This is a genomic window from Variovorax sp. W1I1, assembly GCF_030815625.1.
Classification (GTDB): domain Bacteria; phylum Pseudomonadota; class Gammaproteobacteria; order Burkholderiales; family Burkholderiaceae_C; genus Variovorax; species Variovorax paradoxus_C.
The window spans coordinates 62581-81046 of the sequence record NZ_JAUSWZ010000001.1; the positions used below are offsets into that span (position 1 = coordinate 62581).

At 67.2% G+C, this 18466-nt stretch carries 15 protein-coding genes and 1 riboswitch; of the genes, 13 read left to right on the forward strand and 2 right to left on the reverse strand.

What is annotated here, in order from left to right; translation table 11 throughout:
- Window positions 1-19: 19 nt before the first annotated feature.
- The 5 genes from QFZ83_RS00290 to iaaH all read left to right on the forward strand — a co-directional run bounded on the left by QFZ83_RS00290 (window position 20) and on the right by iaaH (window position 6156).
- Window positions 20-1204: an acetyl-CoA C-acyltransferase gene (locus QFZ83_RS00290; RefSeq protein WP_307501294.1), complete on the forward strand. Its 1185-nt coding sequence runs from the start codon at window positions 20-22 to the stop codon at window positions 1202-1204.
- A gap of 90 nt (window positions 1205-1294) precedes the next feature.
- Entirely contained in the window at window positions 1295-2545 is a 1251-nt protein-coding gene (locus tag QFZ83_RS00295; RefSeq protein WP_307501296.1) for a M20 family metallopeptidase, read from the forward strand.
- Window positions 2546-2574: 29 nt separating this feature from the next.
- Window positions 2575-3705, forward strand: a complete 1131-nt coding sequence (locus QFZ83_RS00300; protein ID WP_306881417.1) for an acyl-CoA dehydrogenase family protein — start codon at window positions 2575-2577, stop codon at window positions 3703-3705.
- Window positions 3702-4541 carry a metallophosphoesterase gene (locus tag QFZ83_RS00305; RefSeq protein WP_307501298.1) on the forward strand — a complete coding sequence of 280 codons (840 nt, stop codon included), beginning with the start codon at window positions 3702-3704 and terminating at the stop codon, window positions 4539-4541. Before QFZ83_RS00300 ends, QFZ83_RS00305 begins: the two co-directional genes overlap by 4 nt.
- Before the next feature lie 88 nt (window positions 4542-4629).
- Complete coding sequence (iaaH, locus tag QFZ83_RS00310; RefSeq protein WP_307501300.1) at window positions 4630-6156, forward strand: indoleacetamide hydrolase; 1527 nt, start codon at window positions 4630-4632, stop codon at window positions 6154-6156.
- Between the two features lie 15 nt (window positions 6157-6171).
- Here the strand turns inward: iaaH and QFZ83_RS00315 are convergent, their stop codons facing one another.
- A complete protein-coding gene (locus QFZ83_RS00315; protein ID WP_013543726.1) occupies window positions 6172-6909 on the reverse strand; it encodes a helix-turn-helix transcriptional regulator in 738 nt (245 codons plus the stop codon).
- A gap of 114 nt (window positions 6910-7023) precedes the next feature.
- Between QFZ83_RS00315 and QFZ83_RS00320 the strand changes: the two genes are divergently transcribed.
- The 5 genes from QFZ83_RS00320 (at window position 7024) to QFZ83_RS00340 (ending at window position 12644) form a co-directional block, all read left to right on the forward strand.
- A complete protein-coding gene (locus tag QFZ83_RS00320; protein ID WP_307501302.1) occupies window positions 7024-8844 on the forward strand; it encodes a hybrid sensor histidine kinase/response regulator in 1821 nt (606 codons plus the stop codon).
- Between the two features lie 64 nt (window positions 8845-8908).
- Window positions 8909-9343: a YchJ family protein gene (locus tag QFZ83_RS00325; protein WP_307501304.1), complete on the forward strand. Its 435-nt coding sequence runs from the start codon at window positions 8909-8911 to the stop codon at window positions 9341-9343.
- A gap of 36 nt (window positions 9344-9379) precedes the next feature.
- A riboswitch (TPP riboswitch) is annotated at window positions 9380-9485 on the forward strand.
- An 86-nt stretch (window positions 9486-9571) separates the two neighbouring features.
- Window positions 9572-11458, forward strand: a complete 1887-nt coding sequence (thiC, locus tag QFZ83_RS00330; RefSeq protein ID WP_307501306.1) for a phosphomethylpyrimidine synthase ThiC — start codon at window positions 9572-9574, stop codon at window positions 11456-11458.
- Window positions 11459-11550: 92 nt separating this feature from the next.
- The gene (locus QFZ83_RS00335) at window positions 11551-12243 is read left to right on the forward strand and encodes an HAD family phosphatase (RefSeq protein WP_307501309.1); all 693 of its coding nucleotides are present in this window, start codon (window positions 11551-11553) and stop codon (window positions 12241-12243) included.
- A gap of 74 nt (window positions 12244-12317) precedes the next feature.
- A complete protein-coding gene (locus QFZ83_RS00340; RefSeq protein WP_307501311.1) occupies window positions 12318-12644 on the forward strand; it encodes a thioredoxin family protein in 327 nt (108 codons plus the stop codon).
- 12 nt (window positions 12645-12656) lie between these two features.
- On the opposite strand, the gene QFZ83_RS00345 is transcribed toward QFZ83_RS00340, so the two are convergent.
- Window positions 12657-13685: an AraC family transcriptional regulator gene (locus QFZ83_RS00345; RefSeq protein ID WP_307501313.1), complete on the reverse strand. Its 1029-nt coding sequence runs from the start codon at window positions 13683-13685 to the stop codon at window positions 12657-12659.
- Window positions 13686-13825: 140 nt separating this feature from the next.
- Between QFZ83_RS00345 and QFZ83_RS00350 the strand changes: the two genes are divergently transcribed.
- The 3 genes from QFZ83_RS00350 (at window position 13826) to QFZ83_RS00360 (ending at window position 18451) form a co-directional block, all read left to right on the forward strand.
- Window positions 13826-14998: an isovaleryl-CoA dehydrogenase gene (locus QFZ83_RS00350; RefSeq protein WP_307501314.1), complete on the forward strand. Its 1173-nt coding sequence runs from the start codon at window positions 13826-13828 to the stop codon at window positions 14996-14998.
- A 145-nt stretch (window positions 14999-15143) separates the two neighbouring features.
- Window positions 15144-16826, forward strand: a complete 1683-nt coding sequence (locus tag QFZ83_RS00355) for an AMP-binding protein (protein ID WP_307501316.1) — start codon at window positions 15144-15146, stop codon at window positions 16824-16826.
- Window positions 16823-18451, forward strand: coding sequence for a carboxyl transferase domain-containing protein (locus tag QFZ83_RS00360; RefSeq protein ID WP_307501318.1), 1629 nt, complete (start codon window positions 16823-16825; stop codon window positions 18449-18451). Before QFZ83_RS00355 ends, QFZ83_RS00360 begins: the two co-directional genes overlap by 4 nt.
- The last annotated feature ends 15 nt before the right edge of the window (window positions 18452-18466 follow it).

An 18466-nucleotide genomic window follows, 5' to 3' on the forward strand; every position in this document is an offset into this window, starting at 1 on the left:
ATTCAAGAAGGAGACCCTCATGTCCGAATCCATCGTCATCGTCGGCGCCGCCCGCACCCCCATGGGTGGCTTTCAAGGCGACTTTGCTTCCCTCTCCGCACACGACCTCGGCGGCGCGGCCATCAAGGCCGCCGTCGAACGCGCCGGCATCGCCCCCGAGAGCGTGGGTGAAGTGCTGTTCGGCAACTGCCTCATGGCCGGCCAGGGCCAGGCCCCGGCGCGCCAGGCCGCGTACAAGGGCGGCCTGCCCGACAGCGCGGGCGCGGTCACGCTCAGCAAGATGTGCGGCTCGGCCATGAAGGCCGCGATGCTCGCGCACGACCTGCTCTTGGCCGGCACGCACGACGTGATCGTCGCGGGCGGCATGGAGAGCATGACCAACGCGCCTTACCTCATGCTCAAGGGCCGCGGCGGCTACCGCATGGGCCACGACAAGATCTATGACCACATGATGCTCGACGGCCTGGAAGACGCCTATCAGCCGGGCCGCTCGATGGGCACCTTCGGCGAGGACTGCGCGGCCAAGTACAAGTTCACTCGCGAGCAGCAGGACGCCTTCGCGATCGCGAGCGTGCAGCGCGCCAAGGCCGCGACCGAATCGGGTGCGTTCAAGGAAGAAATCACCCCCGTCACCGTGAAGGGCCGCGGCGGCGACACCGTGATCTCCATCGACGAAGGCCCGGGCAAGGTCAAGCTCGACAAGATCCCGACGCTCAAGCCCGCGTTCAAGAAAGAGAACGGCACCATCACCGCCGCATCGAGCTCGTCGATCAACGACGGCGCCGCCGCGCTGGTCATGATGACCGGGTCGCACGCGAAGAAGATCGGCGCCAAGCCCATCGCCCGCATCGTCGGCCACGCCACCCATGCGCAGGAGCCCGAGTGGTTCTCCACCGCGCCGGTCGGCGCGGTCGCCAAGCTCTTCAAGAAGACTGGCTGGACCGTGAAGGACGTCGACCTCTGGGAAGTGAACGAGGCCTTCGCCGTGGTGCCGATGGCGCTGATGCACGAGCTCGACGTGTCGCATGACATCGTCAACGTGAACGGCGGCGCCTGCGCGCTGGGCCACCCGATCGGCGCGAGCGGCGCGCGCATCATGGTCACCTTGATCCATGCGCTGAAGGCGCGCGGCAAGAAGCGCGGCGTGGCCACGCTGTGCATCGGCGGCGGCGAAGGCACCGCCGTGGCACTCGAATTGCTCTAAGCAGCACGGCCGGCAGCGTCCCAGAGGGCGCGCCGGGCCTCGCCATCCGGCATTTCAACAATCAGATATTGCGTCAGAGCAGGAGATTTCATGCGCCCATCCATCCACCGTACCGCCCTGGCCGCCCTGCTGGCCACCGCCTTCCTGGCACCCGCCGCCAGTTGGGCGCAGAAGCGCGACAACGTGCTGTTCCAGGCCGCCACCGACGAGCAGCCCGCCGTCATCAAGACGCTGGAGAAACTTGTCAACATCGAGACCGGCACGGGTGACGCCGAAGGCATTGCCGCCGCCGGCAACTACCTCGAAGGCGAACTCAAGAACCTGGGCTTCACCGTCACGCGCAGCAAGTCGGCCGGCATCGTGGTCGGCGACAACATCATCGGCAAGATCAAGGGCCGCGGCGGCAAGAACCTGCTGCTGATGTCGCACATGGACACCGTGTACCTGAAGGGCACGCTCGCCAAGGCGCCGTTCAAGGTCGAGGGCGACAAGGCCTACGGCCCCGGCATCGCCGACGACAAGGGCGGCAACGCGGTCATCCTGCACACGTTGAAGCTGCTCAAGGACTACGGCGTGCGCGACTACGGCACGATCACCGTGCTCTTCAACACCGACGAGGAAAAAGGCTCCTTCGGCTCGCGGGACCTGATCCAGGAAGAAGCCAAGCTCGCCGATTACGTGCTCTCGTTCGAGCCCACCAGCGCAGGCGACGAGAAGCTCTCGCTCGGCACCTCGGGCATCGCCTATGTGCAGGTCAACATCACCGGCAAGGCTTCGCATGCGGGCGCCGCGCCCGAGCTGGGTGTCAACGCATTGGTCGAGGCATCGGACCTCGTGCTGCGCACGATGAGCATCGACGACAAGGCCAAGCACCTGCGCTTCAACTGGACCATCGCCAAGGCCGGCAACGTGTCGAACATCATCCCGGCCAGCGCCACGCTGAATGCCGACGTGCGCTATGCGCGGAACGAAGACTTCGAAGCCGCGATGAAGACGCTCGAAGAAAAGGCGCAGCAGAAGAAGCTGCCCGAAGCCGACGTCAAGGTGCTGGTCACACGCGGCCGTCCGGCTTTCAATGCGGGCGAAGGCGGCAAGAAGCTGGTCGACAAGGCCGTGGCCTTCTACAAGGAAGCCGGCGGCACCCTCGGCGTGGAAGAGCGCACCGGCGGCGGCACCGACGCGGCCTATGCGGCGCTCTCGGGCAAGCCCGTGATCGAAAGCCTGGGCCTGCCCGGCTTCGGCTATCACAGCGACAAGGCCGAGTACGTGGACATCAGCAGCATCCCGCGCCGCCTGTACATGGCCGCGCGCCTGATCATGGACCTGGGCGCGGGCAAGTAAACACAAAGAAAAAGACAGGAGACAAAGTCATGCTGCTCAGTGCCGACCAGGAAGCCATCCGCGACGCGGTGCGCGATTTCTCGCAAGCCGAACTCTGGCCCAACGCCCCCACGTGGGACCGCGAACACAGCTTTCCGAAGGAGGCGCACCAGGGCCTCGCGGCGCTGGGTGCCTACGGCATCTGCGTGCCCGAGGAGCACGGCGGCGCGGGCCTCGACTACCTCACGCTTGCGCTGGTGCTCGAGGAAATCGCGGCCGGCGACGGCGGCACCAGCACCGCCATCAGCGTGACCAACTGCCCGGTCAACGCGATCCTCATGCGCTACGGCAACGCCCAGCAAAAGAAGAAGTGGCTCGAGCCGCTCGCGCAAGGCCAGATGCTCGGCGCCTTCTGCCTCACCGAGCCGCAGGCGGGCAGCGACGCATCGAGCCTGCGCACCACTGCGCGCAAGGACGCCGACGGCTACGTGATCGATGGCGTGAAGCAGTTCATCACCAGCGGCAAGAACGGCCAGGTCGCCATCGTCATCGCGGTGACCGACAAGGGCGCGGGCAAGCGCGGCATGAGCGCGTTCATCGTGCCCACCGATGCACCCGGCTACGCCGTCGCGCGCCTGGAAGACAAGCTCGGCCAGCACAGCAGCGACACCGCGCAGATCAACTTCGATGGCTGCCGCATCCCGGCGGAGAACCTCATCGGCGCCGAAGGCGAGGGCTACAAGATCGCGCTCGGTGCGCTCGAAGGCGGCCGTATCGGCATCGCCGCGCAGAGCGTGGGCATGGCGCGCAGCGCGTTCGACGTGGCGCTGGCCTACGCCAAGGAGCGCCAGGCTTTCGGCGGCTCGATCTTCGACCAGCAGGCCGTGGGCTTTCGCCTCGCCGAATGCGCGACGCAGATCGAAGCGGCACGCCAACTCATCTGGCACGCAGCGAGCCTGCGCGATGCGGGCTTGCCGTGCCTGAAGGAAGCGGCAATGGCCAAGCTCTTCGCCAGCGAGATGGCCGAGCGCGTGTGCAGCGCCGCGATCCAGACGCTGGGCGGTTATGGCTACGTGAACGACTTTCCGCTGGAGCGCATCTATCGCGACGTGCGCGTATGCCAGATCTACGAAGGCACGTCGGACATCCAGAAGCTTTTGATCCAGCGCGCCCTGGCGTGAGAGCCGGCGCGCGCCGCCGTGGGCCGCGGGTCCGCATCGCCGCGGCGGTGCTGCTGCTGGCGCTGGCCGTGTGGACGGTCGTCATCGAGCCGCGCTGGGTCGCGGCACGCGTCGAGCCGTTGGGCTCGGCCCAGTGGAAGCCGCCGGCCGGGCTCAAGGTGGCGATGGCGGGCGACTGGCACCTCACCACGCGCTCGGCGTGGCGTGTCACCAGCGCGGAGCGCGCCGCGCGCATCGTCGAGGACATCAACGCAGCACAGCCCGACGTGATCCTGCTGCCCGGCGACTTCCTTGCCGGTTCGGGCGATGACGAGGCCTTCTCCATCGAAGACATGGCCGCCGTGCTCGGCCGCCTCAAGGCGCCGCAGGGCGTGTACGCGGTGCTGGGCAACCACGACTGGTGGCACGACGGCGAACGCACGGCCAAGGCTCTGGCCGCTCAGGGCATCCACGTGCTGGAGAACGCCTCGATGCGCCTGCCGGGCCACGACCTCTGGGTGGTCGGCATCGGCGACGACTCGACCGGCCATTCGGAATCCGACAAGGCGCTGGCCGGCGTGCCGAAGGGCGCGGCCACGCTGGTCATGATGCACGACCCCTTCAGCTTCGCGACGATGCCGCGCACGCAGGGGCTGGTGGTCGCTTCGCACACGCATGGTGGGCAGATCAGCGTGCCGGGCCATGGCGCGCTGGTGGTGCCGGGCCGCGCGCCGCGCGAGTGGGCCTACGGCTGGGTCGCGCACAAGGGCAATCGCATGTACGTGACGAGCGGGCTGGGCGTGAGCATCCTGCCGGTGCGTTTCAACATGCGGCCCGAGTGGGTGATGTTCCGGTAGCGCCTTCACCCCGTGTCATCGGTTTCGATGACAGACAGGAACACGCCGGCGGCGCAGCATGGCGACCTCTTTGTCGGAGGTCTTCGCCATGTCCGTTTCCAAACCTGTTTCCAAACCCGTTTCCTTTGCCGCGGCCGTGTTGTGCTGCCTCGGCGCATCCGCACAAGCGCAGCAACCCGCGGCCCCAGACATCGCCACGCTGACCGCGAGCGATGCCGTGCAGCAGCTCTGCGCCGGCACGGTGACCAGCGAGCAACTGGTCTCTGCCTACCTCGCGCAAGCCAAGGCCAGAGCGAACCTCAATGCCTTCGTCACACTCGACGAGGCCGGCGCGCTGAAGGCCGCCAGCGCGGCCGATGCAGAGAGAAAGCGCGGTGGCGCCTGCAAGCCGCTGGCCGGCTTGCCGGTGGTCATCAAGGACAACATCCAGGTGAAGGGCCTGCCCGCCACGGCCGGCTCGCCCGCGCTCAAGGGCTTCGTGCCCGCCGCCGATGCGCCCGTGGTCGCCAAGCTGCGCGCGGCCGGAGCGGTCATCCTCGGCAAGACCAACATGCACGAGCTGGCCTTCGGCGTCACCGGCTACAACCCCGCCTTCCAGACCGGCCCCGAGGTCGGCGTGCGCAACGCCTACGACGCGAGCCGCATCGCGGGCGGATCGTCGTCGGGCAACGGCGCGGCGCTCGGCGCACGCATGGCGCCGGCGGCGCTGGGCACCGACACGGGCGGCTCGGTGCGCATTCCGTGCGCGTTCAACGGCTGCGCGTCGTTGCGTCCGAGCATGGGCCGCTATTCGCAGCAGGGCATCGCGCCGATCTCGCACACCCGCGACACCGCGGGGCCGATGGCGCAGTCGATGGCCGATGTCGCGCTGCTCGACTGCGTGATCGCGGGCGGCGCACCGCTCAAGCCCGTCGACCTGAAACGCGTGCGGCTCGGCGTGGTGCCGGCCTTCTACGCGAACCTCGATGCCGACACGCGCGCCGCCACCGATGCCGCGCTCGCCAAGCTGCGCGCGGCGGGCGTCACGCTGGTGGATGTGGAGATGCCGAAACTCATGGAACTCAACGGCGCCATCGGCTTCCCGCTCGCGCTGTACGAAGCGCACGACGACATGGTGGCCTACCTCGCGAAGTACCGCACCGGGATCGACATCGCGCAGCTGACAGCGGGCATCGCGAGCCCCGACGTCAAGGGCACCTTCGAAGCCTTCGTGATCCCGCGCAAGCTGCCGGCGCCGAACGGCACGGTCGACGCGAAGCCTGCTTACGACAACGCGATGCGCATCGCGCGGCCCGCATTGCAGAAGCTCTACCGCGACACCTTCGCGAAGAACAAGCTCGATGCGCTCGTGTTCCCGACGGTGCCGCGCGTGGCACTGGCCGCCGCGCCCGAAGCCAGCAGCCCGGAGAACTTCGGCGCGCTGATCCAGAACACCGACCCCGGCAGCAACGCCGGCATTCCGGGTGTGCAGTTGCCCTCGGGCCTCGGTGCGACCAGCGGGCTGCCCATCGGGTTGGAACTCGACGGACCGGCCGGCAGCGACCGCAAGCTGCTCGCCGTCGGCCTCGCGGTGGAGGGCGTGCTGGGCCGCCTGCCCGCACCCAGGGCGAAGTAGGGCGGGCCGGCCGTATCAGCGCTGGGCGAGGCCCGCCAGCGCCGACCGCCGCTCGATGCCGAGCTTGTCGAAGATGCGCCGCAGATAGGTGCGCACAGTGGGCACGCTCACCGCCATGCGCCGCGCGATCTCCTTGTCGGTGAGGCCCTCGCACACGGCGCGTGCGACCTCCTGCTCGCGCGCGCTCAGGTCATCCCATGAAGCAGTCCCGGCGGGCATCGGCACCGCGGCTGCCGTGCGCTGTGCACGCTGCAGCGCGCCGATGAACGCAGGCTCGATCAGGTCGAGCAGCGCCTTCTCGTGCTCGCCGAAATCGCCGCGCCCCTTGCGCCGCCAGATGCGCAGGTCACCCAACGCGCGGCTGCCTTCGAAGGCATGCAGGTTCATGCCCCAGTGCAGTCCGTCGCGCGAGAGAAAGTCGGTGAAGAATTCCGTCTGCATCAGTTCGCGCTGCGGCATCACGTCGGTCACGCGCGTGGCGCGGCGGTGCGACTGCAGCACGAAGGTGATCGGGTCGTGGTGCTGATGCCATTCGCCGTAGCGATCGAGGTTGGCGGGGTCCATGTTGAGCGCCACGCGGCCGTCGAAACGGCCGCTCTCGGCGTTCCACACGAACGAGGCGAACTGGTCCGCATGCAGCAGATCGAGCAGCGCCCAGCCCAGGCGCTCGCGGACGTCGCTTTCGCCGCGCTCTTGCGCCAGCAGCGTGAAAACGCCGCGCAGTGCCTGCTGTTCGGAACCTGTCAGGTACATCGCCGCCTCGCTCTGGTTGTCCGCATGTAAGGCTAACGTTTAGCAAGCGCCGCGCCAAGGGTGGATGCCCCGGTGCCGTCATGCGGAGCGCGCAGAATCGCGGGCTGCACGCCCATGTCTTCGAGTCCGACTCCTTTGCCTTCGCCCGAAACGCCGCCCTCCGCATCCCCCTGGCAGCGGCTGCGCGGCTACTGGGTCGAGGCGCCCAACCCCAACCCGCTGGTCGACCAGAGCCTCGCGCGCGCCTACATCGTCGACACGCGCGACACGCCGCTCTCGGCGGCTGTGACGGCGGCGGTGTTCTGGGTGCTGTTTCTCGTGCTGACCGGCGACCGCGGCGCGCTGGTGTGGGCCGTGCTGGTGCACGCGATGCAATGGAACATGCACCGCCACTTGCACCGTGTGGACCCGGACGCCATCGACGCCGCGTCGGCCGCCCGCACGCGCCGGCAGCTGGAGCTGCGCATGCTGTTCCCGGGGCTGGTGTGGGCGCTGGCGCCGTGGCTCTTCTTTCCGCACGGCGACCTTGCATACATCCTCCTGATGTATTTCTTCGTCAGCGGCACCACCGGCGTGATCATCGCCGCGCTCGCGCAATGGTGGCTGGCCGCGGTGTGCTTCGGCGTGCCGGTGTTCCTGAGCCTGGCGCTGCGGCTGGTGCTGGAGCCGGGCAGCGTGCCGGTGATCATGGGTTGCCTGGCGGTGTCGCAGTTGCTTGCGTCGTTGCACTACGCGCGCAAGCAGAACCGGCTGATCGTGCGCTCCATCGAGAACGGCTTCGAGAACGCGCGTCTGGCCGATGCCTTGTCGCGCCAGCTCGATCATGTGGCGCGGATGGCCGCGCAGCGCGCGCGCATCTTCGCGGCCGCCAACCACGACCTGCGCCAGCCGATGCATGCGCTGGCGATCTTTGTGGATGCGCTCGACACGCGCCGCGCGCCCAGTGCGGACAACCTGCGCTTCATGCGCGACAGCGTCGATGCGCTGCGCGGCTCCATCGACGCGCTGCTGGACATCGCGCAGCTCGATGGCGGCGCGGCGCCGGTGCGGCTGGAGCCCCTGCGTCTGGATGCATTGTTCCGGTCGCTCGACGGACGTTTTGCGGCGCTGGCCGAAGCCAAGGGCCTGGCGCTGCGCATCCGCCCGACGGAGGCGGTGGTGCGGGCCGATGCGCGCATGCTCGCGCGCGTGCTGGGCAACCTGGTCGACAACGCCATCAAGTACACGCCCGTGGGCACGGTGTTCGTGCTCGCGCGGCGGGTGCAGCGCCCGGCGAACGGCGTGCCCGCCTGGCGCATCGAGGTGCGCGACTCGGGCGTGGGCATCGAAGCGCAGCACCGGGAGCAGGTGTTCGAGGAGTTCTTCCAGGTCGACAACCCCGGCCGCGACCGCAGCCGCGGCCTTGGGCTGGGCCTGTCGCTGGTGGCGGGCATGGCGCAGGTGATGGGCTCGCGCATCGAAGTTCGCTCCGCGCCCGGCCGCGGCAGCACCTTCTCTCTGGTGCTGGAGGAAGCGGTCGCCCCGCCCGCCGTGCCGGAGACGGAGGCATTGGCGGAGCCGGCGGCCGGCCGAACGACCGCCGCGATCCGCATCCTGGTGCTGGACGACGAGCAGCCCGTGCGCGAGGCGATGCGTTCGCTGCTCGGCGGCTGGGGCCACGAGGTGGCGCTGGCCGCCAACCCTCGCGAGGCGCTGCAGCACGGCGGCGTGTTCGACCTGATGCTGAGCGACCTGCGGCTGGGCAGCGGCCTCTCGGGGCTGGCGGCCGCGCAGGCGCTGCAGGCGGTCGGCAAGGCGCGAAACGTGGTCATCCTGACGGGTGAAACGGCCCATGCCAATCGGGTGGAGGTCGAGCGCGCGGGCTATGCGCTCATCTACAAGCCGGCCGATGCGCGGGCCTTGCAGGACGCGATCGCCGCGAGCCGCTCCGGCTAGCTTCCCCGGCTCCGGGGTTGCCCCATCGGAGGGATGGCCGCGAGGTGTTCCAATAGCGGTCTTCATGAGCGCCATCGATCCCACCACCGGACCTTGCCCCTGCGGCCGCACCGACCGCCGCGACAAGCCCATCGGCTACGCCCTGTGCTGTGGCCGCTATCTCGACGATTTCGAGAACACGCCCGCCCCCGACGCCGAATCGCTGATGCGCTCGCGCTATTCGGCCTTCGTGCTGGAACGCGCCGAGTACCTGCTGGCCACCTGGCATGTGTCGAAGCGGCCGGCATCGATCGAGTTCGAGCCGGGCGTCAAGTGGCTCGGCCTCGACATCCGCTCGCGCTCGGTGCTCGATGCGGACCACGCAGAGGTCGAATTCGTCGCGCGCCAGCGCAGCGCTGCCACCGGTACCGCCACCCGCCTGCACGAGCGCAGCCGCTTCGTTCGGGAAAGCGAACGCTGGTACTACCTCGAAGGCGATCTGCAACACCCCGTGGCCTGACACGGGTTGACGCGCCGGGCCGGGGCTCGCACAATCGGCCCCGCTCCGGGGTGCACACATGTGGTGTGCTGAGATGGCAAAGCTGCCGACCCGCGAACTTGATCCGGGTCATACCGGCGTAAGAAGAGCTGCACTCCCTGACCGAGGTCCCGTCACCCACCTTCCGTGACGGCCCCAAGTCCACCGAGCGATTGCGGAGCACCCTTTCCCTCAACAAGGAGTGCCCCGATGAATGCCCCCGACAAGTTCACCTCTTTGCTCTCGCTCACGCGCGAGCCCTTTCCCGCATCCCACAAGTGCCTGATCCCGGGCAGCCGGCCCGACCTGAACGTGCCGGTGCGCGACGTGTTGCTGACCAACGGCGAGACCGTCTCGCTCTACGACACCTCGGGCCCGTACACCGATGCCAAGGTCGACATCGACGTGCGCCGCGGCCTGCCGAGCGTGCGCGACGCGTGGATCGCCGAGCGCAACGACACCGAAAGTTATGAGGGCCGCTCGCACCAGGCGCTCGACGAAGGCCTGAAGCACGCACACGACCACGATGCCCAGCGCCTGGCCGAGCTGCGCGCCGGTGCCTCGGCGCTGCAGCGCACGCCGCGCCGCGCGAAATCGGGCGCCAATGTCACGCAGATGCACTACGCACGCCGCGGCATCGTCACGCCCGAGATGGAGTACGTGGCCCTGCGCGAGAACGGCAAGCGCGAATGGATGGCCGAATACCTCGCCAACGAAGAGCGCGCCAAACGCGTGGCGGGCAACCCGATGGGCGCCAGCATTCCCCGCATCATCACGCCCGAATTCGTGCGCGACGAGGTGGCCCGCGGCCGCGCGATCATCCCCGCCAACATCAACCATCCTGAAGTCGAGCCGATGGCCATCGGCCGCAACTTCAAGGTGAAGATCAACGCCAACATCGGCAACTCGGCCGTCACGTCGAGCATCGAGGAAGAGGTCGAAAAACTCGTGTGGGCGATCCGCTGGGGCGCCGACAACGTGATGGACCTGTCGACCGGCAAGAACATCCACACCACGCGCGACTGGATCGTGCGCAACTCGCCGGTGCCCATCGGCACGGTGCCGATTTATCAGGCGTTGGAGAAGGTGGGCGGCGTGGCCGAGGACCTCACCTGGGAGATCTTCCGCGACACGCTGATCGAGCAGGCCGAGCAGGGCATCGACTACTTCACCATCCACGCGGGCGTGCGGCTGCCGTTCATTCACCTCACGGCCGACCGCATGACGGGCATCGTCTCGCGCGGCGGCTCGATCATGGCCAAGTGGTGCATCGCGCACCACAAGGAGAGCTTTCTGTACGAGCGCTTCGAGGACATCTGCGACATCATGAAGGCGTACGACGTGAGCTTTTCGCTGGGCGATGGCCTGCGTCCGGGCTCGGGCGCCGATGCCAACGATGAGGCGCAGTTCGCCGAACTGCGCACGCTGGGCGAGCTCACGCAGATCGCTTGGAAGCACGACGTGCAGACCATGATCGAAGGGCCGGGGCATGTGCCGATGCACATGATCCAGGCGAACATGGACGAGCAGTTGAAACACTGCCATGAGGCGCCGTTCTACACGCTCGGGCCGCTGACGATCGACATCGCGCCGGGCTATGACCACATCTCCAGCGCCATCGGTGCCGCGATGATCGGGTGGGCCGGCACGGCGATGCTGTGCTACGTGACGCCGAAGGAGCACTTGGGGCTGCCGGATCGCGATGACGTGAAGCAGGGGATCATTGCTTACAAGATCGCTGCGCATGCTGCTGATGTTGCGAAGGGGCATCCGGGTGCGCGGTCGCGCGACGATGCGTTGAGCAAGGCGCGCTTCGAGTTCCGCTGGCAGGACCAGTTCAACCTCGGCCTGGATCCCGACACGGCGCGCGAATTCCATGACGAGACGCTGCCGAAGGACTCGAGCAAGGTGGCGCACTTCTGCTCCATGTGCGGGCCGAAGTTCTGCTCGATGAAGATCACGCAGGAAGTGCGGGAGTATGCGGCGAAGAAGGGCGTAGCCGAAGCCGAGGCGATGGCTGAAGGCATGGAGGAGAAGTCGAAGGAGTTCATGGCTGGGGGTGGGGAGATCTACATTCCTATTCGGGCTGTGTCTTAAGGTTTTTTCCCGAGGCCGGGGCGAGACCCGGCCTCGGAAAAGAAAAAAACCTAATTGCTACCATCGTCCCAAGCCACCAGACGAAACCCCCAATGACCCCATTCCCCTTCGCCGCAGTCCTCTTCGACTGCGACGGCGTCCTAGTCGACTCCGAACCCATCACCAACCGCGTGCTCGCCGAAATGCTCGGCGAGCTCGGTTGGCACCTCACCACCGAAGAGTCGATGAACACCTTCACCGGCAAGGCCGTGAAGGACGAGGCCCCGCTGATCGAAGCCAGGACCGGCGTGAAGATCACCGACGAGTGGCTCAAGCTCTTCAGGGCCCGCCGCAACGAGGCCCTCGAACGCGACCTCACCGCGATCCCCAACGCCCCCGCGGCCATCCGCCAGATCCACGCAATGCTGAAGGGCCGCATCGCCTGCGCCTCGGGCGCGGACCGCCACAAGGTCGAGCTGCAGCTGGCCAAGGTCGGCCTGCTCGACTGCTTCGAAGGGCGCATCTTCAGCGGGCACGAAATGCCGCGCTCCAAGCCGCATCCGGACGTGTACCTCGCCGCCGCCGAAGCGCTGGGCGTCGATCCGAAGCGCTGCGCCGTCGTCGAGGACACGGTCACAGGCGCGATGGCCGGCGTGGCCGCGGGCGCGGCGGTGTTCGGCTACAGCACGGGCGAATCGGGCCACAGTGGCCCGGGTCCGCTGCTGAGCGTGGGCGCGGTGCGGGTGTTCAGCGACATGGCCGAATTGCCGGCGCTGCTATCGGGCTTTGGCCTGCAGGCGGCCTGACTTTCTGGTGGAATGGTCGGCACCGTTTCCTCTCCCGTTTTCCCTCCATTCGCAAGAACGAAGGAACCCAGCCCATGACCTCCGAATACAAGACAGAACAGCCTGAGCGCGCCGAGATCGACGCACGCACCGGCCCCGCCGTGGTCGAGTTCGGCACCAACTGGTGCGGCATCTGCAAGGCCGCGCAACCGAACATCGCCGAAGCTTTCGCCAAGTACCCCGACATCCCGCGCATCAAGGTCGAAGACGGCAGCGGCCGCCCGCTCGGTCGCTCGTTCAACGTGAGGCTCTGGCCGACGCTGGTGTTCATGCGCGATGGCAAGGAAGTCGCGAAGCTCGTTCGGCCTGAGGACAGTCAGTCGATCGCGGACGCGCTGGCGAAGATCGCGCAGCCGGGCTGACCGGCCTTCCAGTTAAAGCCCTTGCGCCCGAAAGTCCCGCGGCGCATGCCCCGTCCACTGCAGGAACGCGCGAGAAAAACTCTTCTCGTTGCGAAAGCCCACCGCCAGCGCCACCTGCTTGATCGGGCGATTGGTGCGGCGCAACTGCTCCACGGCCAGCTCGTGGCGCACCTCATTCTTCAGCGTCTGCAGCGAAGTGCCTTCCTCGTGCAGCTGCCGGTGCAGCGTCCGTCCCGACACGTTCAGCAGCCCCGCCAGCGCCTCGGCAGTGCTGGCCTCCGCCGCGCGCGAGCGCAGCAGTTCGCGCACGCGCTGGCCCAGCAGGCGGTCGCGGCGGTACTGCAGGATGGTGAGCGGCAGCGCGCGCTTGAGCATGGTGCGCAGCGCGCGCTCGTCGCGCTGCAGCGGCAGAGCGAGGTAGCGCTCGTCAAAGCTGATGGTGGCCTGCGGTGCGTCGAAGCGCACTTCGGGCGTGAACATCGGCGCGTAGGCGTCGCGGTGCGCGGGCGCTGCGAACGGAAAGGTGGCGTTGCGCAGCGAGATGCGCGAATCGATAGCCCAGCACATGTAGCCGTGCATGAAGCGCAGGCTGGTCACCAGGCAGAACTCGCGGAAGGCCTCGTCCAGCGGGCGGTTCTCGGTGATGCGCAGCGTGGCCACGCCGCCGGCCACTTCGAGCGCGAGGCCGATGTCCTCGGTCAGCAAGCGGTGGTGGCGGCACCAGCGCTTGATGGCCACGCCCAGGTCGGGCGAGGTCAGCGAGGCGCGGCACAGCATGCCGTAGCTGCCCCAGGGCAGGCGCCGCGAGAACCAGCCGAGGGCTTCGTCGTCCAGTTCCTGCATGGCGTGTTCCGAGAGCGCCTCGAACTGCGCCGCCGTCACCCGCGCGCCCGGCCGGGCCAGTTCGCGCGGCGTGATCTGTGCCGACTTCAGGGCCTCGGCGGGGTCCATGCCGTAGCGCTCATAGCCCTTCGCGATGGCTCTCACGAAGGCCATGGGGGTGACGGCGCGGGCAGGCTTCAGGAAGGCGGGCGAGGTCATGGTCGGGCGGTGAAGTCGTGGCGCAATTTGCAACCATTGTGGCGCCAATTGCGGCGCGGCGAGGCGTAAGCTGCGTTTCTTCCAAGCGCCAATCCGCGTGGGCAGCCCTGCGCGCCGACCCCTCAGAGGAGACAAGACACATGCACGATCCCGGCCTGAACTTCGACCTGGGCGAGGACATCGACTCGCTGCGCGGCGCCATCCAGGACTTCGCCGCCAACGAAATTGCCCCCCGCGCCGCCGACATCGACCGCGACAACCTGTTCCCGCACGACCTCTGGCAAAAGCTCGGCGAGCTCGGCCTGCACGGCATGACGGTGAAGGAAGAGTTCGGCGGCACCGAGCTGGGCTACCTGGCGCACATCGTGGCCATGGAAGAAGTCTCGCGCGCCTCGGCCTCGGTGGGCCTGTCGTATGGCGCGCACTCCAACCTGTGCGTGAACCAGATCCACCGCAACGGCAGCGATGCGCAGAAGAAGAAGTACCTGCCCAAGCTGGTGAGCGGCGAGCATGTCGGCGCGCTGGCCATGAGCGAGCCCAACGCCGGCTCCGACGTGGTGAGCATGAAGCTCAAGGCCGAGAAGAAGAACGGCTACTACGTGCTCAACGGCGGCAAGATGTGGATCACCAACGGCGGCGACGCCGACACGCTGGTCATCTACGCCAAGACCGAACCCGAGATGGGCGCGCGCGGCATGACGGCCTTCATCGTCGAGAAGAACTTCAAGGGCTTCTCGGCCGGCACCAAGCTCGACAAGCTCGGCATGCGCGGCTCCAACACCTACCCGCTGTTCTTCGACAACTGCGAAGTGCCCGAAGAAAACGTGCTCGGCGGCGAAGGCCTCGGCGCGAAGGTGCTGATGAGCGGCCTCGACTACGAACGCGCCGTGCTCTCGGGCGGCCCGCTGGGCATCATGGCCGCGTGCATGGACGCGGTGCTGCCCTTCATCCACGAGCGGAAGCAATTCGGCCAGAGCATCGGCGAGTTCCAGCTGATGCAGGGCAAGCTAGCGGACATGTATTCGACATGGCAGGCCACGCGCGCCTACGTGTATGCCGTGGGCAAGGCCTGCGACCGCAACGACCATGCGCGCACCTTCCGCAAGGACGCGGCCGGCGCGATCCTCTATTCGGCCGAGAAGGCGACGTGGATGGCCGGTGAGGCGATCCAGGCGCTGGGCGGCGTGGGCTACACGAAGGACTTTCCGGTCGAGCGGCTGTGGCGCGATGCCAAGCTGTATGAGATCGGCGCGGGCACGAGCGAAATTCGCCGGATGCTGATCGGTCGCGAGTTGTTCGCTGAAACGGCCTAAGCTGTTTTTCTCCCTCCCTTTCCGGGGGGAGGGCAGGGGTGGGGGCTAGCGGCAATCGATGAAGCACAGCGCCGAACAAACGCCGCTTGCCCCCATCCCAACCTTCCCCCGGAAGGGGAAGGCGCAAGACAAGGAGACAAGGAACATGAGCATGACTGCTGCGTTGACCGAGAGCTACGGGAAGGGCGCCACCGATGTCCCGCTGATCGAGCAAACCATCGGCGACTTCTTCGACGACATGGTCGAGAAGCAACCCGATCGCGAAGCCCTCATCAGCCGCCACGAAGGCAAGCGCTTCACCTATCGCGAACTGCAGACCGAATCGAACAAGCTCGCGAGTGCGTTGCTGAACCTGGGCCTCGTGCCGGGCGACCGTGTCGGCATCTGGTCGCACAACAACGCGCCCTGGGTGCTGATGCAGATCGCCACCGCCAAGGTCGGCCTCGTTCTCGTTAACATCAACCCGGCGTATCGCACCTCCGAGCTCGAGTACGCGCTCAACAAGGTCGGCTGCAAGGTGCTGGTGACGATGGCGCAGTTCAAGACCAGCGACTACCTCGGCATGCTGCGCGAGCTGGGCACCAAGCGCCTGCCGCAGCTGCAGCACACCTTCTGGATCGACGGCAAGGCCGCTGCCGATGTGGAAGAGCCCGGCATGCAGCGCTTCAGCCAACTGCTCGCGAGCGGCGACGCATCCGACCCGCGCGTGGCGCAAATCCAGAAGACGCTGAAGGCCACCGATCCGATCAACATCCAGTTCACCAGCGGCACCACGGGCTTTCCCAAGGGCGCGACGCTCACGCACCGCAACATCCTGAACAACGGCTTCTTCATCGGCGAGTGCATGAAGCTCTCGCCGGTCGACAAGCTCTGCATCCCGGTGCCGCTCTACCACTGCTTCGGCATGGTCCTGGGCAACCTCGCGTGCCTCACGCACGGCTCGGCCATCGTGTATCCGAACGACGGTTTCGATCCGCTCACCGTGCTGGAGACCGTGCAGGCCGAGAAATGCACCGGCCTGCATGGCGTGCCCACGATGTTCATCGCCGAGCTCGACCACCCGCGCTTCAAGGAGTTCGATCTCTCCACGCTGCGCACCGGCATCATGGCCGGCTCGCCATGCCCGATCGAGGTGATGAAGCGCGTGGTGAACGAGATGCACCTGGGCGAAATCACCATCGCCTACGGCATGACCGAGACCAGCCCGGTGAGCTGCCAGAGCAGCACCGACACGCCGCTGGACAAGCGTGTGTCCACCGTCGGCACGGTGCAGCCGCACCTCGAAGTGAAGATCATCGACCCTGAGACCGGCGCCGTCATGCCCGTGGGCAAATCGGGCGAGCTCTGCACCCGCGGCTACTCGGTGATGCATGGCTACTGGGAAGACGAGCCGAAGACGCGCGAGGCCATCGACGCCGAGCACTGGATGCACACCGGCGACCTCGCCACGATGGACGCCGAGGGCTACGTCAACATCGTCGGCCGCATCAAGGACCTGGTGATCCGCGGCGGCGAGAACATCTACCCGCGCGAGATCGAGGAATTCCTTTATCGCCACCCGAAGGTGCAGGACGTGCAGGTGGTGGGCCTGCCCGACAAGAAGTACGGCGAAGAGCTGTGCGCCTGGATCATCGTCAAGCCCGGCCAGACCGCGACCGACACCGAGATCCGCGACTTCTGCAAGGGCCAGATCGCGCACTACAAGGTGCCCAAGTACATCCAGTTCGTCACCGAGTTTCCGATGACGGTGACCGGCAAGATCCAGAAATTCAAGATCCGCGATGCCATGACCGAGCAGCTCGGTCTCACGCAAGAAAAGACAGCATGAGCAAACTCGAAACCAAACTCAACGCACGTTCGGCTGACTTCCAGGCCAATGCCGCGGCGATGCGTGCGCTGGTCGATGACCTGCACGCGCAGTTCGCCAAAGTGGAGCAGGGCGGCGGCGAAGCCGCGCGTGCCAAGCACACGGGCCGGGGCAAGCTGCTGCCGCGCGCCCGCGTGGCCGAGCTGCTCGACCCGGGCACGCCGTTTCTCGAAATCGCGCCGCTCGCTGCGCATGCGATGTACCTCGATGCTAAGGGGGCCGAATCGGCACCCGGCGCCGGCATCATCGCGGGCATCGGCCGCGTGAACGGCGTCGATTGCATGATCGTCTGCAACGACGCGACGGTGAAGGGCGGCACCTACTACCCGATGACGGTGAAGAAGCACCTGCGCGCGCAGGAAATCGCCGAGCAGAACCGCCTGCCCTGCATCTACCTCGTGGACTCGGGCGGCGCCAACCTGCCGAACCAGGACGAGGTGTTCCCCGACCGCGATCACTTCGGCCGCATCTTCTACAACCAAGCCAACATGAGCGCCCAGGGCATTCCGCAGATCGCGGTGGTCATGGGCTCGTGCACGGCGGGCGGCGCGTACGTGCCGGCGATGAGCGATGAATCGATCATCGTGAAGAACCAGGGCACGATTTTCCTGGGCGGCCCGCCGCTCGTGAAGGCTGCGACAGGTGAGGTCGTCACGGCCGAAGATCTCGGTGGCGGCGACGTGCACACGCGACTGTCGGGCGTGGTCGATCACCTCGCGCAGAACGACCTGCATGCGCTGGCACTCGCGCGTTCGGCGGTGGCGAATCTCAATGCGAAGGCTGCAGCGCCGCAGCCGGACGCACATCCGGCAGTGAACGCGCCCGCGTTCCCGCGCGAAGAGCTCTACGGCGTGATCCCCACCGACACGCGCAAGCCCTTCGACGTGCGCGAGATCATTGCGCGCATCGTCGACGGCAGCGAGTTCCACGAGTTCAAGGCGCGCTTCGGTGCCACGCTGGTCTGCGGCTTCGCGGAGATCGAAGGCATGCCCGTCGGCATCATCGCCAACAACGGCATCCTGTTCAGCGAGTCGGCGCAGAAGGGCGCGCACTTCATCGAGCTGTGCTGCCACCGCAAGATCCCGCTGGTGTTTTTGCAGAACATCACCGGCTTCATGGTCGGGCGCAAGTACGAGAACGAAGGCATCGCGCGCCACGGCGCCAAGATGGTGACGGCCGTGGCCACCGCCAACGTACCGAAGTTCACGATCATCATCGGCGGCAGCTTCGGCGCCGGCAACTACGGCATGTGCGGCCGCGCGTACAGCCCGCGCTTTCTCTGGATGTGGCCCAACGCACGCATCAGCGTGATGGGCGGCGAGCAGGCCGCGAGCGTGCTGGCGACGGTGAAGCGCGACGGCATCGAATTGAAGGGCGGCAGCTGGAGCAAGGACGAGGAAGAAGCCTTCAAGGCGCCGATCCGCCAGCAGTACGAAGACCAGGGCCATCCGTACTACGCGACGGCGCGCTTGTGGGACGACGGAATCATCGATCCTGCCGACACGCGCCGAGTGCTGGCATTGGGCCTGGCCGCCTCGCGCAATGCGCCCATTCCAGAGCCGAAGTTCGGTATCTTCCGCATGTAAGTTGGCCTTCGCCGG

Bases quoted from the DNA above. Each gene is read 5' to 3' on its own strand.
- QFZ83_RS00290 (WP_307501294.1), top strand. From the start codon at position 20: ATGTCCGAATCCATCGTCATCGTCGGCGCCGCCCGCACCCCCATGGGT.
- QFZ83_RS00295 (WP_307501296.1), top strand. From the start codon at position 1,295: ATGCGCCCATCCATCCACCGTACCGCCCTGGCCGCCCTGCTGGCCACC.
- QFZ83_RS00300 (WP_306881417.1), top strand. From the start codon at position 2,575: ATGCTGCTCAGTGCCGACCAGGAAGCCATCCGCGACGCGGTGCGCGAT.
- iaaH (WP_307501300.1), top strand. From the start codon at position 4,630: ATGTCCGTTTCCAAACCTGTTTCCAAACCCGTTTCCTTTGCCGCGGCC.
- QFZ83_RS00315 (WP_013543726.1), bottom strand. From the start codon at position 6,909: ATGTACCTGACAGGTTCCGAACAGCAGGCACTGCGCGGCGTTTTCACG.
- QFZ83_RS00320 (WP_307501302.1), top strand. From the start codon at position 7,024: ATGTCTTCGAGTCCGACTCCTTTGCCTTCGCCCGAAACGCCGCCCTCC.
- QFZ83_RS00325 (WP_307501304.1), top strand. From the start codon at position 8,909: ATGAGCGCCATCGATCCCACCACCGGACCTTGCCCCTGCGGCCGCACC.
- thiC (WP_307501306.1), top strand. From the start codon at position 9,572: ATGAATGCCCCCGACAAGTTCACCTCTTTGCTCTCGCTCACGCGCGAG.
- QFZ83_RS00335 (WP_307501309.1), top strand. From the start codon at position 11,551: ATGACCCCATTCCCCTTCGCCGCAGTCCTCTTCGACTGCGACGGCGTC.
- QFZ83_RS00340 (WP_307501311.1), top strand. From the start codon at position 12,318: ATGACCTCCGAATACAAGACAGAACAGCCTGAGCGCGCCGAGATCGAC.
- QFZ83_RS00345 (WP_307501313.1), bottom strand. From the start codon at position 13,685: ATGACCTCGCCCGCCTTCCTGAAGCCTGCCCGCGCCGTCACCCCCATG.
- QFZ83_RS00350 (WP_307501314.1), top strand. From the start codon at position 13,826: ATGCACGATCCCGGCCTGAACTTCGACCTGGGCGAGGACATCGACTCG.
- QFZ83_RS00355 (WP_307501316.1), top strand. From the start codon at position 15,144: ATGAGCATGACTGCTGCGTTGACCGAGAGCTACGGGAAGGGCGCCACC.
- QFZ83_RS00360 (WP_307501318.1), top strand. From the start codon at position 16,823: ATGAGCAAACTCGAAACCAAACTCAACGCACGTTCGGCTGACTTCCAG.